The sequence below is a fragment of the Limnothrix sp. PR1529 genome, from assembly GCF_002742025.1.
Taxonomy (GTDB): Bacteria; Cyanobacteriota; Cyanobacteriia; order CACIAM-69d; family CACIAM-69d; genus CACIAM-69d.
In genome coordinates this window covers 1-17,484 of record NZ_LIRO01000039.1, presented here as the reverse complement: position 1 = coordinate 17,484, position 17,484 = coordinate 1, and the positions used below count along the sequence as shown (strand labels likewise).

Genomic DNA, 17,484 nt, shown 5'->3' with positions numbered 1-17,484 from the left:
CGATCGCCCCGTGGGCCTCAAGACCTGCCTAGAGACTTTCGTTAACCACCAAGCTCGGATCGCGCAACAGGGTGGCCACATCCAGCCAACTAGTGGCTTGGCCCCCATCCACATGGATGCCCCGAATGTAGGCGCTTTCTCGGTTGACGATTGCTGAATCTAGGGAGCCGTTGACGGGAGCCAGTTGCTCAGCGGTGCTGGCGTTAAAGGGAACGGGGGCTAAACGCTGGGTGCTGACCCATTGGGTTTCGATCGCCCGATCGATCGCCAAGCCCACCGTTAAGTCCTCCACCTGCACGATCGCCACCAGCGATCGGGTGACGGCGGGCCGGCGCTCTTGGCCTAGCCAGGGGCTGATATCAATGGCCGTCACAATCTCGCCCCGCAGATTCGCATTCCCCAGCACATGGCTGGGACAACAAGGCAGGGGCACAATCACCGGCAACTCTGCCAACTCCCGCACGGCCGCCGCATCAATGCCAAAGCGTTCGCCACCAATTTCCACCACGATCCAGGGTTGCCCCCCTTGGTCACTGTCGGCGCGATCGGCCTCCGCCAGTTCCACCGCCCGCGCCCGCAACAGGGCCTGATCCATCGCGGAAAGGGTTTGCCAGCGATCGGTGGCAGAATCCAGGGGCGATTGGTGCCATTCGGGCCGTTGCAACACCGTGAACAGATTTTCACTGTTGATCAGGGCGATGGGCTGACCGGCCAAAAGCACCACATCCCGCACAATCTCGCGGGCCTGGGCTGACAGTTCCGCCACCAACAGGCTGGGGTCTGGATCCAGCATCACCCCTTGCAGATCCACCGCCTCATTCACAATCAGCCCCAAGCTCACCCCCTGGGGCGATCGCAACACCACAATTGCATCGGAGAGGCCATAGGGCGATCGAGCCAGGCCCAAGCAATCTGCCAAATCCACCACCGGCAATAGTTTTCCCCGCCGGTCGATCGCTCCCAAATAGCCAGCTCCCAACCCCGCGATCGGCTTCAGCTCCACCAAGGGCAAAGTTTCCTCCACCCACTGGGCTTCCAAACCGCACAGGGTTCGCATCACATCCACAATCAAATAGCTTTGTTCAGTCGCCACAAACCCTTCACCGCCCCCTTCACCGCCCATTTTGCTGAACCAGCTAGCCCCGCTCGATCGCCCCGAGCATCACGCTAGCGATCGCCCCCAAGAGATCGCACCAGAAATCAACCTCAGACTCGCCACAATACTAGGGTGAGTTTGAAGTCTCGAAAGCTCAAAGTTACCGGGCAAAATATGCGGCTTTTTGCCATATTTTTCTTTTCGAGGATGTTTGAAAAGTATTTTTTGGCCCGGGCCGAGCACCAACAATCGTGGGGAGCAAGGGGCTTAAGCCCCTTGTCTGCGTCGATTACTGAAGCGTACAGAGTAGCAACTTTAGCTTTTCAAACAACCGCTTAGAAATCTGTTGCAATCCCTGGTTTTTGGGGATCACACAGATTTGACAAAAACCTTTTGCGCTTTTACCTTTCGCTTTTTACCTTGGATTCCTGAGTCACGGGGACTCTGCCATGGCTTTTTGTTCGATCGTTGCCCTGACGAACTAACTTGAGTTTACTTTCGATTTTTCCGATCTTTGGGATTTTTGGCGTTTTCTTTATGTTTTTGTGTGAAATCTATATTTTTTTGCCCAATCAATAGCCAATGGCTAACAGATTGCCAGTTCATTGACCACTAATTGATCGCCAATGGATCACTCATTGACCACTGATCGACAACCAATTGACAACCAATTGACAACCAACGGATCGCCCGTCAATGAAAAATCAATCAAAACCCAGAACATCCCACGGGAAGCACTAATGAGTTCAGTTAGCACCGATCGCGGCCAGATGTTCCTTGAGGCGATCGCTCAACTCCCCCGCCGTTAAATGGTGATGGTCAAACACCGGCCAATGGGGGGCAAAATCCTGCAATAGTTCCAACGCCGAAGCATAAAGACGACGCGCCGCCGTGGCATCCCCAATTCGTTCATATAAGCTGGCTAATTCCAGTCGGGGAGGCAGGGCATGGCGATCCAAATATACCGCCCGCCGCAGAAATTGCTTGGCTTGATCGAGCTGGTTTTGTTCCTCCCAAATACGCGCCAACAGACAGCAAATTTCCGTTGACTCCGGCTCAATTTCCAAGGCTTGTTGACAATATTGGTTGGCTTCTTGGCTGGCTCCCCAATTGGCGTGCAGGCAAGCGAGTGCATAGAGTGTGGCGCTGCTGTTGGGATAGTGCTTTAGCAGTTGCAACAATTTTTGCTTGATTCGATTATGTAACTGTTCTGTTTGATTTTTGGGAACAGCATAGGGTGTGGAAAGGGGCTTAACCACCGGCACTTTGGGGGACGACGGCTGAAGGGAATGGGGGGATGAGTCGGTGGGACGAGGATTGCTCGATCGGGAATTATTTAAATGGTTGGAATTAGTTAAGTCATTTAAATGATCCGATCGCGAATAATTGGGCCGTTCCTGATGATTGGCGATCGCCGTTTCAATCGCGATCGCTTGGGCATCAGCATTAATCAGCGGAGCCGGATGAAGCGTTTCCATCCCATTTTTCAGCCCCGCCGTGTTTTCTAAGGGATTCCCCAAGGGATTTTCTAAATTGCTGGCAGCGGCGTAAGGTTGGGTTAAACCATTGATTGGAGGCAAAGGGGTGGCGGTTGCTTGTCCCGATCGCCGACGATAGATCACCGATTCTGGATAAATTTGAGTTGCAAAGGATTGCAGCGGTTGATGGCACAATTCCGCATGGCCCGTGAGCAAATATCCTCCAGGAGCAAGGGCCTTGGCAAACAGATCAACGGTTCGCGTAATCGACTCCGTGGCAAAGTAGATAAAAACATTTCGACAAAGAATTAGATCAAATTTGCCAACATCAGTTAAAGGCAACTCATCATTCACCAAATTGAAGTTTTGAAAGGTCACCAATCGCTGAATCGCCGGGTCAATTTGCCAGCCATCCGCCAGGGGCCGAAAATAGGTTTGCCAAGTGGTGGAATCAATGGCTCGGAATGACCACGATCGAAAACGACCCGATCGGGCCCGATCGAGTGCTTCTTCATTAATATCCGTGGCAAAAATGCGAATTTGCCAATTTTCATGGGCCGGCAACATGCCCTGCAAAGCAATTGCCAAGGAATAGGGTTCTTCGCCCCCAGCGCAAGCCGCACTCCACAAACAAAGCCGCCGACTTCCTTGCCGACTCAGAATTAGCTCTGGCAAAATCTGCCGTTGCAAGAGCGAAAACTGTCCCCGATCGCGGAAAAAATAGCTTTCCGTATTGGTGATGACATTAATTAAGGGTTGCCAAGCCTGTTGGCCATAGGGACTTCGATCCAACAGTAGTTGACGATAGGTAGCCCAGGTTTGGGGGCTGCCCGCTCGCCAACGATTATGCAAAAACTGGGTCAAATCTTCGAGATCGCTAGCCCGCAGCCGAAGGCCATAGCGATCGTAGATGATGGGAACCAGTTCATGGAGCAGCGCAATAACCTCTGGGGGCATAACCTTGACAGAAAGAGACAGGGAATAGCCCTTGTCCTCACGAGTAACTCATGCAACGAGCTGTCTTGAGTTTAGTGGTTACGATCGGTCACTGCTAGGGGGAGCCATAGTCGGAAGGTTGTGCCCTTGTGGGGCTGGGATTCACAGGCAATTTTGCCCCCATGCCGATCGACCACAATTTGGTAACTGATAGATAGGCCCAACCCTGTGCCTTTGCCCACAGGTTTTGTGGTGAAAAATGGGTCAAAAATTCGAGAAGTGACCTCTGAGGGAATTCCGCTGCCGTTGTCTTGAATCGTGATTTCAACGCCCGGTTTTGAAGGCTGATCAGATCCATCTATTGCCGGATTTGCTGCCATTAATTGGGTGCGAATGACAATACGCGGATCGGTTTCTCGGTCTTCGAGCGCATCGATCGCGTTGCTTAATAGGTTCATAAACACTTGATTGAGCTGACCGCTGTGGCATTCCACCAAGGGCAACTCACCATAATCGCGCACCACTTCAATCCGATTTTGCCGACCTTTACGCTCCAGGCGACTATGCAAAATGAGCAAGGTACTGTCGATGCCTTCATGCAAATCCACGGAGGAAACTTCCGCGCGATCGAGCCGCGAGAAATTGCGCATGGAAGCCACAATGCCTTGAATCCGTTCTGTGCCTTGGCGCATGGAATGCAAGACCTTTGGCAAATCTTCTAGCACGAATTCCAAGTCCATCTGCTCGGCCTGGGCCATGATTTCGGGATCATGGTCATGGGTGTGGCGTTGGTACAGGCGCACCAGTTCGATCAATTCCGTGAGGGCATCGCTGGCCCAATCCAGGTTGCCACTGATGAAGTTGACGGGGTTGTTAATTTCGTGGGCAATGCCGGCCGCCAACTGGCCAAGGCTAGACATTTTTTCGGAGTGAACCAGTTGGGCTTGGGCTTTTTTCAAATCCTCAAGGGTACGTTCTAGCTCGTGAAATTGGGTTTCGGTGGCGCGTACAGCGGCCTGGGAGCGATCGTACAGTTCCGCTTGGCTGATGGCGACGGCCAGGCGATCGGCTGCCCAACGCAGGGCCTCGCAGTCGTCGCTAGACCATTGACGACGCTGGCTAGTGGTGGTGCAGGCGATCGCCCCGGAATGGCCAGAAGCCGTCTGCACAGGCACAATCAACAGGGCATTGATCCCGGCGGACTCGGCCCAGTGGGCCACTTGGGGATCGGGATGGTGCAGCAGGTGGGTGAGTTGTGTCCAGGGCAGGGTGGAAGTGGTGCTTGAATCTGCCCGATCGAGCGCCGCTGGCATCAATAGGGAGGGCAGGCCTTGGGCGATCGCCCGGGTGAAGGCCCCATCCAAGGCCGGTTGGCGGCTGTCCTGGTGGCTAACGGTGAGCTGCATGGCTCCGTTGGGGCCCCGCAAAGCCCACAAATACGCACAGCGATCGACCCGCAACACCAAACGCAACTCCCGCACCGCCGCCGCCAAAATCGCATCCAAATCGAGGGATGAGCGGATTTTTTCGAGCCAAGGTCGCAGCCGCACCTCTGGTTTTTGCCGATCGCCCTGTTTAGCCAAGTCATGGCCCAGCGCCAGCGCCACCAACCGCGCCACCTGTTCCACCGCCTCTTGCATGGCCAACGACCAGGGGCGATCGCGCCACAGCAACAACATCCCCAGGGGATGCCGCTCCATGCGCAGGGGATAAGCCCCCCAATAAAAAGCCTGGGCAGAGGATGCCGCCTCCTCGGAACCGGTCTCCAACCCCTGGGGTGAAAGCTGCGACAGTTCCAGCTTGCCCATGGAGCGACTGCCCCGCCGCCCCAACTTGCGCACCTCCGCTTCCGACACGGAGCGATCGAAATGCACTGCCAAATTTCGCCCCTGTCCCCGCACAAACAGGGCCGCCAACTTGAACCGATGTTGCACCCGATCGTAAGACCACAGTTCCGCTTCCTTTAGATCCAGGTAACGGGCTAAGTAACGTAATGTTCGTTGCAGTCGCCGTTCCAGGGGCCCCGTGCCGGTCAAAATGGCCCCCACCCCATTCAGCATCGTCAGCAGCGATCGACAGTCCGCCTCGGAACTGCTATCTAGCCAATGAGCCGTTGAATCTGGATCCGTGCTGAAGGCCAGCTCTTGATTCAGGGAAGCCGAATTGGCCACTGGTTGATTCGCTGAATGATTCGTTGACTCGATCGCACCGTCAGACCAAGAGGAGCTATTTCTGAGACGTGCCGCTGAGGTTCCGAGGGAATGAACTAACAACGGCCCAGCTTGGGATCGATGAGGCGATCGCCGCATGGCGTAGGACGGTAGTTGAGTAACCATTACAATTTCCAAAATTGGCTGCTGGAGGATAGTTGCGGCATCTCTCCCCAAAACTGTTAAAAAAATCTGTATTTGCTATCAATTTTAGCCCAGGATCTTTCACTAGATCTGTGAATGTGGCGTTTTATTGATAAATCCACGAAGGATTGGACGCAAACCCTTGATCATAAATTTATGTAAATACTCTCCAACCCTTAAATAAACACGCTTCTCCTTGATTCTCGTTAGATAATTTGCTGATTTTGACACTAAGTCTTAATTTCGCGGGCGATCGCCCATTAGAGCTTTCAGAAATTGAATCTATTCTCATTAATGGTCTCAATCACTCCTTCGGCCGATCAGGTTAAGTTTTTGATCTTCATAATTGTTCAAAAACCTGATTCCACGGCAATTGTTTCCCGATCGCAATTGACCACTCCAATTGCTTTTGCATCCCTTCAGAGAATCCTGAGAGGATGCAAATTGGCCTCTGGAATCATCAGTGCTCGCAAAATCCCAACGTTGGCCTTGATGACTTTCAATCTTGATAGGGCCTTGCTGATGCCCCATAAACTGATGATGCCCCATGAACGATCGAGGCCCTACTCCATCACCAATGGCTCATCAACATGGCCCATCAACAATGCCCCAACGCCCCGATCGCCCATTCATCGCTACTGGATTAATAACGAATGATTGACGAATAGTTGACAAATCGTTCATGAGTCATCAATCAGCAGTCGAGCAATGGTTCATGAACACCAGAGGAGTACTCAATAAACGCTGGATAGATGCTGTACAAATACTGGACAAATATCAGATCAATCTTGAATGAATTTTGAATGAATTTTGGATAAATTACAGTTATTAATAGAGACAATATTCAAATTCCCTTCATGTTTTTTGATCTTTTCTTCAAAAAATCACTGAGCTACCCATTCCGCCCCAACCAGCCCAAAACCACGCCATTCCCCCTGCAAGACCTTTGGCGAGGGTTAAATCATTGCCGCTGCCCTCTCCGCCAACCAGCGCAAGAGACCCAGACCCTTTATTTTCAAATTGCGCTACTGTTGCCGTGGGTCGAGGTCTGAGCAACGCAGCGGGCAAGATCAGCGCCGATCGTGCCTGGGTCGCAATCGGCGCACCAATCGTCAACCTTGACCAATTATCAAAAATTGATGCCTACGAACAGAATTTTGACCAGGGCGCAACGGAAAATGCCAGAATTTAATTAGTTCCCTGCTTTAGTCTCAGTCCCTCGATCGCCTTGAAATTGTCTTGAAAGTCCTTGTCTTTCTCCTTGGGAGATTAGCCATATGGGTGAAAGAAATCAGGAATCTAGGAATAATCATCTAATAAGGCAGCTAAGGTAGCAATTGATGGATTAATCAAACGAGAGTGCTATTTCTTGCAGGATTGGGCAGGCTGATTCGACCAGCGACCTGAAACCAACCTGCGAGGGGTGAGGCACAAGGCGTTTGGGAATTTGCCCCATCAATTGCCGCATCGATCATCTCAATCCTGGGGTCAGTCATGAACAGCTCCTCTGATGTCGTTTCTGTGGCTCGATCGAGCATGACAAAGCCCACGGTGCTGGCGGTGGACGATAGCTTGATTGTGCATACCTTGGTGCGCCGCACGTTAGAGGATTTGTACAACGTGGTGACGACGGCGGATCCGGTGGAGGCGCTGTCGATGATCTACCACCAGCGAATCGATCTGCTGCTGTTGGATGTGTCGATGCCGAATCTGAATGGGCTGGAGCTGTGCCGAATTTTGCGCAGCTTGCCCCAGTTTGCTGCGCTACCGGTGATTATGTTGACTTCCCACGATCGCCCGTTCGATCGCATTCAAGGGCAACTGGCAGGAGCCACGGAATACATCACCAAACCGTTCGATCAAGATGCTTTGCGCTCCTTGGTGGCTTACCACACGCTCGATCGCGCCTAGGTGAGCGATGCCTTGGGCGATCGCGACCCCTACGCCCTAAGGTTCCGATTCCATCCCAATTTGTCCCCAGCGATCCTGCGGAATAAAGGTGCGATCGCTCGGCAACGGGGCCACGGCCTCCGACAGCAAAAACCGCCCCTGTTGAATTTCCAATTTCAGCGCCTCGGACACCTGACGCGACAGGGCCAAGCTAGTGAGCGGTGCTGTGCGCACGAGTTTTCCGTCAATTTCAATGCGACCGGACTTCAGTTGGGCATAGTTCACCAGGCCAAAGGTGGGCCGCACCCGTCGGGGAATCGAAAAATCCACGATCGGGGCCACAATTTCTTCATCTTTGACGGCGCAACGGGCCACCACCGCTTCGTCCACCACTGGCAACGGCACACCCACCCCCAACATCAGGGACGGCCCATAGCCTTTGAAATAGCAACCGCGCACCCATTGGGCCTGCATTTGTTTGGCATCTCCCACCAAAGCCAGGGTGGCCGCCGGGCCGATCGGGGTTTGGTTGGGGAGGCGCTTTTGCAGCGGAAAATGCTGAGTTCCTTCCCAGGCAATGTAGCCCTGGCTGCCGGCCAACCAAATGCGGCTGCCAATGCCCAACAGTCGCAGTTCCGGATCGTTCAGCAGGGGAGACAAGGCCCCACCGCTGACATAGACCGCATTGCCCAGGTTGGGTTGCAAGGGGCCCAGGTAGGTATTCAGCAGCCGATCGCCCCCATTCACGCCCACGATGAAGTTTTGGTAGAGATTGCGGGGGTTGTAGAGATAAAACTGGTTGATCGTGTCGCGGGAAATCGAGGTTTCAAAGGAGCCTCGGGGATAGCAGTCGGTCACATGCCCGATCGCCCGCAGTTGCACCGAATGCCCCGCGATCAAACTTTCAATGACATGGCCGCCGCCCCGATCGCGGCCTTCATCGGGCGCTTCTCCGTCGGCAAATTCCACCGGGTGGCTGGCTCCCAAATACAAATCCACCGCCCCAAAGCCCGCATAGGCCGGCACGCCATCGAGCCAGCAGCGGCGAATTTTGATCGGTGGATCCGTTTGCCCCAGGTTCAGAAAGGCTCCAGAAGCCTCCATGGGTTCAAAGGTTCCGGTCACCACCACGTCTACCCGCGCGGCCGCCGCCTGGATGCCGATTGTGGCCACTTGGGCTTTCAGTTCTTCGGCCGTCCAAACGGTGACTTGGCCACTCCGGATTTTGTCGTTGATCTCGGCAATCGATCGCATGGGCTTCGGAACTCGGTAACGTAATCTGAATCTACCGTTGAATCTACGGTTTTTCGATCGAGTTTTAGTTGTATTTCGGTAAACAGTTTTGCTAGGATGCAAACCAGCACAATGCTGGCACAATCTTGCTCGCTGCTGACCCCTTCGCTTCGGGTTCGATCGAATGCTTAATCCTCCGTAACCCAACGGCCCCCAGCGGTGACAATCGGATCAACGTTTCCCCATCCACCTCCGTCTGCCGATGAACCCCTCTCGCCCCGCCCCGATCGCCGCACCCGTCGCCCCCCAAGCCTCGCTGACCAACGGTTCTCCCGCTGAACCCACGTTTCTGTACTTTGCCTATGGCTCCTGCATGTGCCCGGTGGATTTGCAGCGCACCCTCGGAGAGCCAGCTTATCCTTACCTGGTGGGCACGGCCATGCTTGAGGGTTATCGGTTGGGGTTTAACTGGCGATCGCCCCGGCGAGAATGCGGCGTGTTGGATGTGGTTCCTGATGCCCGATCGCGCGTTTTTGGGGTTCTTTATGCCCTGCCCTGGCGCTTAAGCGACCAACTGGACGATCGCGAAGATGTGCCCCGAGGTGGCTACCGTCGCGAAACCATCACCGTCACCAGCCAGGGCCAAACCTACCGCGATGTGCGCACCTACGTGGTTGTGGACAAATTGCCCCGCGAACTGGCCCCCAATGATTGGTATTTCACCGTCGTGATGCGCGGAGCCACCACCTGCGGCCTGCCAGAAGAATATTGCTGGAAACTCTTCCATCACATGGCTCAACTTCAGCGCCAACATCACCATCAATATCCCCACCCTCATCCTCATCCCTATCACCCCCAAGCCAGCTAGGCCTTGGAGCATGGATTCAACGGGACTAAATCCGATCTAGTCCGAATCAAACCCGATCAAATCCAATCAAACGGTTGATGTTTGGGGGCTAATCAACGGCTAGCGATTTCAGAACAGACATCTCAGCCTGTTCTCCACAGTGGTGCAACAAAAGCACCGGGGCCCCAAGGAAAGGGGCGATCGACTCGGCAAATTGCAGATCAATTCCCATTACGCGATCGCTAATTTGCCGATAGGCTATATCGATAATTTCGTAATTCCGTCGATATCCCGATCGATCCTCCCCCGCTTGCCCCCATGAAAATTGCCCTCGCTCAACTGAACCTTGTGGTCGGAGATTTGGCGGGAAACGCCCGTGCCATCCTCAACGCTGCCCAGCAGGCCAGTCGCCAAGGTGCGCGGCTGTTGGTGGTTCCGGAATTAGCCCTTTGTGGATATCCACCGCGCGATTTGTTGGCTTGGCCCAGCTTTTTGGAAGCCACAAAACAACAGTTGACCAAGCTGGCCCGTGAGCTACCGCCTAATCTGGCCGTGCTGACGGGGACAATCATTGGCAATTTGTTGGCGACCGAAGGTGGAAAAAGTCTCTTTAATAGCGCAGTGCTGATTGATAGTTGTGCCCTGCGGCATGTGTTTAGTAAACGACTGCTGCCCACCTATGATGTTTTTGATGAGGGGCGCTATTTTGAGCCGGGTAAAAAAGCGGAATGGTTCACGCTCGACGGCATCAAAATCGGCGTAACAATCTGTGAGGATATTTGGAACAACAATCAGTTTTGGGGCCGCAAATTCTATGATGTGGATCCCCTGGCGGAATTGGCGGATTGTGATGTGGATTGGGTGGTGAATCTGTCCGCATCGCCCTACACGATCGGGAAGCCTCGGTTGCGCGAAGAAATGCTGCAACATTCGGCTTTGAATTATGGTTTCCCGATCGCCTATGTCAATCAGGTGGGCAGCAATGATGATCTGATCTTTGATGGCACCAGCTTGGTCATCAGTCGCACAGGGGCGATCGCGGCCCGGGGAGCGAGCTTTGAAACCGGGTTAATCATCACGGAATTTGATCCGGAAACCCGCGATTTTGTGGTCACCGGCCAGGAAGGATCTTGGCCCCACAGCTTGCCCCTGTTGGCAGATGAGCAACCCCTGCCAGAACAAACCGGATTGCTAGCCCCCCTGGCTCCCAGCACCGATGCGGAGCTGTGGTCAGCCCTCGTGTTGGGCATTCGGGACTATGCCCGCAAATGTGGCTTTCGCAAAATTGTGCTGGGCCTCAGTGGGGGGATTGATTCCACCTTGGTTGGAGCCTTGGCCGTGGCGGCATTGGGGGCCGAAAACGTTTTGGGCGTGTTGATGCCTTCCCCTTACAGTTCCGACCACTCGATCGCCGATGCCCTGGCCCTGGCGGAAAACTTGGGTTTCCCAACCCTGAAACTCCCGATCGGGGACTTGATGGCCACCTTTGAGCAAACCCTAGCGGAACCCTTTGCCCAAACCCAACCAGACGTGACCGAAGAGAATTTGCAATCGCGCATTCGCGGCAACTTGTTAATGGCCTTGGCCAACAAATTTGGCTATTTGCTCATTTCCACAGGCAACAAATCCGAAATGGCCGTGGGCTATTGCACCCTCTATGGCGACACCAACGGCGGCTTGGCCGCGATCGCCGATGTGCCCAAAACCCGCGTCTATTCCCTCTGCCATTGGCTCAATCAGGGGCAAGTGGGCGCGGCTGCCTTTGCGCGGTTGGTGTCCCAGGGGGCGGAAATCGTGCCCAGCAACGTACTGAACAAGCCCCCCAGCGCCGAACTGCGCCCCGACCAACTGGATCAAGATTCCTTGCCCCCTTATGAAGTTTTGGATGACATTCTCGATCGGCTGGTGAATCGTCGGCAGTCCCTCGCGGATTTGGTGGCCGCTGGTCACGAGTCGGCCACCGTGCGGCGGGTGATGCACCTGGTTGCTCGGGCTGAATTTAAACGGCGACAAACGCCCCCGGTGCTCAAGGTCAGCGATCAGGCCTTTGGGGTGGGTTGGCGAATGCCGATCGCCAGTTGCTGGCAGTTGAGCGATGCCTAGGGTCATCAAAATTGCCTAGGGGCATGGCTTAAGGGCTTCAGCATTCTCGGTAAATTTTTCCTTTCCCCGATCGACCCTTGACAGTCGCGGGAAAAGTCATGCTAAAGTAGCAACATCTGAACAAACGTTCAGCTATTCATCTAAAGCTGACCTAAGATCAACTTAGGTTTCAACTTAGACCCCAACTCAGACCCCAATTTTGAGATCCCCACCTCAAACGCCAATCGCGATCAGGTCATGGCTTGGAGTTATTTCTGGAACCCCACGCCGGGCCCAGAACTCGGGGAACCTCCCCCTTGGACAACAACCAACGACCCAGCGACGCACCATCCTCGATCGGGGATCTTAGGGATCTTTAACCCACTCGCCTCACTGCTCAGTGAGATTGCTAGGAGCAACCCATGACGACGACCACTCAAAAATGCGACTGCGGCCCTTGCCTCTGCACTGTGGACTTGGCAACCGCCATCCAAAAAGACGGAAAGCACTATTGCAGCGAAGCCTGCGCCAATGGCCATGAAGGCGGCGCTTGCTGTGGCAATTCCGGCTGCAATTGCGGTCAAGCTTAGGCTAGGTTTTTGCCGTAATTTTTGACAGTTCGGATCGGGGCGTGCGGCCGTGCGCCCCCTTTGCGGTTTGATATGGCTGTTGATTTTTGATATAGCTGTTGATTTATGATTTCAAACTCACATCTAAACTCATTTTTTATATCTTAAATTCACATTTTTATAGACAAAAATTGATAGAGACCAATATCGATAGAGATCAAGAGATCAATAGATAATCAGTAAAAAATGATCAGTAGGTAATCGATAGATAATCGACAGATGATCAACAGATATTGATATACAGCAACAAATATTGATTGGCGGTGACGTGCGATCGCGCCTTCGTTGGGTCGATCGACACAATTTGATCATTTAAGGCCATTACAGTTTAAAAAAGACACAATTGAAGTAGAACCTAAGTTCAAGTGCAGCTTGCCAATTGCCAATTCCTGGTGTGAGGATCCCGGCTTGCTCAGACCTGTTTCTGGGCCATATCCCTGAGTAATGTCCTCGGGGGATACCTTTGGTGATCTTTCCGAGAAACATTTCTTGGCGGTATTTCTGGGAAATTTGCTCGCCAGTTCATTGACTTGCAAGCGTCTGAGGAAGGCCGGGAGTTTCGGCAAATAATTGGGAAGCCTCGAAGGATTCTTGGGCGGTAATGGTGCTTGATTGCCATCACCCCAGCCTCCTAGTGCAAATGCAGAATAGAAGGTTCCGCCTATTCCAAACTGAGGTGCGGTTCGTTTTTGCTATGGCACTGAGTGAGACCTTTCTCGATCGCCCGGACATGGGCCACAGCGTTGAGCGATCGCGCGAACAGCGGGCAACGGAAACGGGAAATCTGGCCCAGCGAGTGATGGAGCGGCTGGCCCGGGGCGATCGCTGGCCGCGCATTGCCCAAGCCGCCCTGCACGATTTGCGGCTGCAGTTGGGGGTGGATGCGGTGTTGATTGCCCAACGGATCCATAACCAAGCATTACAGGTGGTTTATGAATCTAGCCGCCCCGACGAGGACAGCCGCTTGGGTGGGGAGTTGCCGTTGCAGTTTCCGCTGCTGCCGATCACGGTGGTGGAGCCGGTGATTGGGGTGGCAGGGCCGCTGCAGGGGCGATCGCCCCTGCTGTCGCAACATCTCAAGGCCTTGCAAATTCAATGTTTTGTGGCGATTCCCATTGCTCCCCAACAACACCATTGGGGTTGGCTCATGGCCGTGCAGTCGGCTCCAGTGCCGCCCCTGTCCATTTTTGCCCAGCGGGAATTGCAAGCGGTGGCCCTGTCGTTGGCGGTGGGCTTGCGGCTGGAAGGATTGGAGCAGGCTGCCGAAACGCAGGCGGCGGCGGTTCCTGAGCCAGGGTTGTCGGAGTTGGCTGGATCCGACGGATCTGGGGGGGCGATCGAACCGAATCGCTTACAACTTGGATCGACCAAACCAGAATCTATCAAACCAGAATCCGGCAAACCGGAATCTAGCCAACCTGCCCTTGATCGCCCCTGGAACCGATCGCACCTCCCAACCTTGGCCGCCACCGATCGCGCCTTGATCTATCGCAATCCCGATCGCGATCGGGTCAGTCAGTCCATTGCCCAAGCCTTGCGCCTGACTGAATCGCGCTGGATGGCGGTTTTTCGACTTAATCCTTCTCCTGGCCTAATTTTGGATGGAGGAGGTTTGATTTTGGAAGCCAATGAAGCCTTCACGCGCTTGGCCGGCTATTTGCCAGCGGAAGTGCAAGGCCTCAGCGTGCAGTCACTTCAGGGATTTTTGCGTGATCGGGACTATCAACAAATTCGCTCCACCATCCAAACCGGTCGCTATTACCAGTCGCCGGAACTGGCGATTCACGATCTCAACGGCCAGCGCAAATTGGTGCAACTGTCTGCCGCCCCGATCGAGCTGGACGGGCAAGCCTGTTTGTTCTTAGCCTTCCAAGACATCAGCGACCTCCAGCGCCGGGAAGCCATGTTGCGGGCCTTGGTCGAAGCCACCACCAGCACCGGCAAAGCCTTTTTTGAGAACTGCGTGCGGCTGTTGGCAGAATCCCTGGGCGTTCGCTATGCCTTCCTCACCAGCGTCATGGATCATCGATGCCACCAAGCGGAAGTGTTGGCCTGGTGGAATCAAACGGAATGGGGAACCAGCTTTGCCTATTACTGGACCCATCACCCCTGTGCGATCGTCTTTGGTGGCCAAACCTACACCTGTGGGCAAAGTTTGCAATCCCAATTTCCCCAAGGAACCAACCTGCGCAACCTGGGAGCCGAAAGCTATGCAGGCGTGCCCCTCCAAGACTCCCAAGGCACAACGATCGGGGCCTTGATTGTGATGGATACGCAGCCATTGCCCGAGGATCCCAACCACATCACCATTTTGCGAATTTTTGCGGCCCGGGCTGCGGCCGAGCTGGAACGGCAGCGGGCGAACCGCGCGATCGATCGCCTCAACACGGAATTAGCGACCCGCGCCGCCGAACAGTCCACCGACCTGGCCCACAGTCAACACATGCTGCAAAAAATGGCCGACGCGAACCCCAACATGGTCTATCTTTACGACCTGACCCAGCACCGCACCCTCTACATCAACCATGCGGTGCAGGATATTTTGGGCTACACCCCTCGGGAAATCCAGGCCATGACCAGCGCCATGGTGGTGCGCCTGGTGCATCCCGACGATTTTGAGCGCTTGGCCCATCACTACGACACCGTTTTGAGCTGCACGGATGGGGAAATTTGCGAGCGGGAATATCGAATGCAGCGATCGGACGGGGAATGGCGCTGGCTCTTTGAACGGTTAACGATCTTCTCGCGCGATCGCCAAGGTCATCCCACCCAACTGCTGGGCAACATTGCAGACATCACCCCCCTCAAGGCCGTTGAAGGAGCCTTGCGCCAACTGAACGAACAGCTAGAACAGCGCGTTCAGGAACGCACGGCCCAACTAGCCGAAAGCCAGCGGTTTGTGCAGCAGTTGGCCGACTCCACCCCCAACTTGCTCTACCTCTACAACCTGTTGGATCAAGAGTTGGTCTATGTCAATCAAGCGGTGGAAACCCTGCTGGGCTACTCAGTGCCGGAAATTCAGCGGATGGCCCAAGGCTCCTTTGTGGATGTGCTCCACCCCGATGACTGGTTGGCGCTGCTGCAATATGGGCGCACCTGTGCGCGAACTGAGGTGGGCCAGGTTTTGGAGCGGGAATATCGAATGCGTCATGCCAATGGAGAATGGCGCACCCTCAGCAGTCGGGAAACGGTTTTTAGCTGGGATCAGCAGGGGCGACCGCAACTGTTGTTGGGAACGGCCAACGACATCACGGATCTGAAACGGCTGCTGGAGGTTTTGCAACGGCGATCGCACCGCGATCGGGTCTTAGCCAGCCTATCCCAGCAGTTTTTGAACGAAGATATTGGCATTGCCCTGGCCACCACGCTCTCCACGGTGGTTTCCGCCCTGCATCTGAGCCATGCCTGGTTTTGTTCGCGGCCGGCCGCCGGTCAGCCCTGGAGCCTGGATGGCTATTGGTTGCGGCCCACGGATCAGGTGGCTTGTCCGCTCACGCCGGATCCCTCAACCCTGCTGTTGCCGTTGGATTGGTTGAGCGATCGCCTGGATCGCGCAGAACCAATTCTGTTGCCCGATTCTGCGGATCGCTCAAATTCCCTGAACGCTGCCATTGACCACTGGTTAGCCGAACAGGGCATGAGTTCGATCGGGGTGTTGCCCATTCACTACCGCAGTGAACTGGTGGCTTGCTTTGTCTTGGCCATGAACCAGCCCGCCGCCTGGGAACCCGGCAGCATCAAATGGGCCCAGCAAGTCGGCACATTGATGGCCATGGCCCAATCCCGCGCCACCGCCGAAGCCGCCCTGCGCCAAGCCAAAGAAGCCGCCGACTTGGCCAACCGCGCCAAGAGCGAATTTTTAGCGAACCTCAGCCACGAAATTCGCACCCCCATGAACTCCATTTTGGGATTTTGTGAACTGCTGCAACGGGAAGCCCGAGACCCCAAAACCCGATCGTGGCTTCAGGTCATGACCCAAAGCGGGGAAACCCTGTTGGCTTTAATTAACGATTTGTTGGATCTCTCAAAAATTGAAGCGGGAAAACTGGTTTTGCACTGGGGCCCCATTCGGCCACGCTTAGTGTTGCGTGAGGTGGCGGAAATGTTCACGGTGGCGGCCCAACAAAAAGGCATTCAGGTGCAGGTGGCCGTGGCCGATCGAATCCCTGAGTTGATCACCTTTGACTCCGTGCGCCTCCGCCAAATTTTGGTCAACTTGGTGGGCAATGCCGTGAAGTTCACCGAGCGTGGCCATGTCACGATTTCCCTGCAAACCATCCCCAGCCATGCGGTTCCCCAGGCGGCCAACAACCCCGATCGCCCAGCGCCACCGCCACCGCCGCCCAATCATCCCACGTTTGTTAATCCCAACTTTACGGGACAACCCAACCCCGAAGCCCTTCCGGAACCCACGCTCAATCTGCGGTTGACGGTCACAGATACGGGAATTGGCATTGCACCCGACCAGCAGTCCCGAATTTTTGAAGCCTTTATTCAAAGCGAAGGTCAGTGCGAGCGAGAATATGGCGGCACAGGGTTGGGACTGGCGATCGTCAAGCGGCTCACGGCCATGCTGGGGGGCACAATCCAAGTACGCAGCACCTTGGGACAGGGTAGCCAGTTTTGTTTGTACTTTCCGGCGGTTCCGGTGGTTCCAACACCGATCGCGGGGCGATCGAACCCGCATCCCATCGCCCCCGACCCACCCCACAACCCAGAAGCCCTAGAGACTTGGAGAGGGTTAGAGAATTTTGAAGACTGGATTCCGCAAGCACCATGGGAATCAGAGCCGACATTTGCACCGGAGCCGGAACTAAACCGAACAACGGAGTCCACAGGAGATCCGGCACTGGCGTTCAAGGCGTTAAATTTTGAACTGACTCCAGCGCTAGCCCCAGAATTACCCGCAAAATCACCCACAGAATTACCCGCCCAACCG

The 17,484-nt window shown here is 54.7% G+C and carries 10 protein-coding genes; 6 read left to right on the top strand and 4 right to left on the bottom strand.

Features of this window, described 5'->3' with window-relative positions:
- Positions 1-28: 28 nt before the first annotated feature.
- From AMR42_RS06710 to AMR42_RS06700, 3 genes are all read right to left on the bottom strand, one after another.
- Positions 29-1,093 carry a chemotaxis protein CheW gene (locus AMR42_RS06710; protein WP_234406721.1) on the bottom strand — a complete coding sequence of 355 codons (1,065 nt, stop codon included), beginning with the start codon at positions 1,091-1,093 and terminating at the stop codon, positions 29-31.
- 749 nt (positions 1,094-1,842) lie between these two features.
- Positions 1,843-3,531 carry a protein-glutamate O-methyltransferase CheR gene (locus AMR42_RS06705; RefSeq protein WP_099532695.1) on the bottom strand — a complete coding sequence of 563 codons (1,689 nt, stop codon included), beginning with the start codon at positions 3,529-3,531 and terminating at the stop codon, positions 1,843-1,845.
- A 71-nt stretch (positions 3,532-3,602) separates the two neighbouring features.
- Positions 3,603-5,846: an ATP-binding protein gene (locus tag AMR42_RS06700; RefSeq protein WP_099532694.1), complete on the bottom strand. Its 2,244-nt coding sequence runs from the start codon at positions 5,844-5,846 to the stop codon at positions 3,603-3,605.
- Between the two features lie 964 nt (positions 5,847-6,810).
- Here AMR42_RS06700 and AMR42_RS19775 point away from each other — a divergent pair.
- Entirely contained in the window at positions 6,811-7,056 is a 246-nt protein-coding gene (locus AMR42_RS19775; protein WP_234406719.1) for a hypothetical protein, read from the top strand.
- A 302-nt stretch (positions 7,057-7,358) separates the two neighbouring features.
- Positions 7,359-7,775, top strand: coding sequence for a response regulator (locus AMR42_RS06685; protein WP_234406718.1), 417 nt, complete (start codon positions 7,359-7,361; stop codon positions 7,773-7,775).
- 36 nt (positions 7,776-7,811) lie between these two features.
- Here AMR42_RS06685 and AMR42_RS06680 read toward each other — a convergent pair whose 3' ends face one another.
- On the bottom strand, positions 7,812-9,008 hold the full coding sequence (locus AMR42_RS06680; protein WP_099532690.1) for a homocysteine biosynthesis protein: 1,197 nt from the start codon (positions 9,006-9,008) through the stop codon (positions 7,812-7,814).
- A 241-nt stretch (positions 9,009-9,249) separates the two neighbouring features.
- Between AMR42_RS06680 and AMR42_RS06675 the strand changes: the two genes are divergently transcribed.
- From AMR42_RS06675 to AMR42_RS06660, 4 genes are all read left to right on the top strand, one after another.
- Entirely contained in the window at positions 9,250-9,855 is a 606-nt protein-coding gene (locus AMR42_RS06675; protein ID WP_099532689.1) for a gamma-glutamylcyclotransferase, read from the top strand.
- 297 nt (positions 9,856-10,152) lie between these two features.
- Complete coding sequence (locus tag AMR42_RS06670) at positions 10,153-11,937, top strand: NAD+ synthase (protein ID WP_099532688.1); 1,785 nt, start codon at positions 10,153-10,155, stop codon at positions 11,935-11,937.
- A 401-nt stretch (positions 11,938-12,338) separates the two neighbouring features.
- Positions 12,339-12,506: a metallothionein gene (locus AMR42_RS06665; protein WP_099532687.1), complete on the top strand. Its 168-nt coding sequence runs from the start codon at positions 12,339-12,341 to the stop codon at positions 12,504-12,506.
- Positions 12,507-13,239: 733 nt separating this feature from the next.
- A partial coding sequence (locus AMR42_RS06660) for a PAS domain-containing protein (protein ID WP_158234385.1) occupies positions 13,240-17,484 on the top strand: 4,245 nt, incomplete at its 3' end.

Coding starts and splice junctions, on each gene's coding strand:
- AMR42_RS06705 (WP_099532695.1), bottom strand. CDS start 3,531: ATGCCCCCAGAGGTTATTGCGCTGCTCCATGAACTGGTTCCCATCATC.
- AMR42_RS06700 (WP_099532694.1), bottom strand. CDS start 5,846: ATGGTTACTCAACTACCGTCCTACGCCATGCGGCGATCGCCTCATCGA.
- AMR42_RS06685 (WP_234406718.1), top strand. CDS start 7,359: ATGAACAGCTCCTCTGATGTCGTTTCTGTGGCTCGATCGAGCATGACA.
- AMR42_RS06680 (WP_099532690.1), bottom strand. CDS start 9,008: ATGCGATCGATTGCCGAGATCAACGACAAAATCCGGAGTGGCCAAGTC.
- AMR42_RS06675 (WP_099532689.1), top strand. CDS start 9,250: ATGAACCCCTCTCGCCCCGCCCCGATCGCCGCACCCGTCGCCCCCCAA.
- AMR42_RS06670 (WP_099532688.1), top strand. CDS start 10,153: ATGAAAATTGCCCTCGCTCAACTGAACCTTGTGGTCGGAGATTTGGCG.
- AMR42_RS06665 (WP_099532687.1), top strand. CDS start 12,339: ATGACGACGACCACTCAAAAATGCGACTGCGGCCCTTGCCTCTGCACT.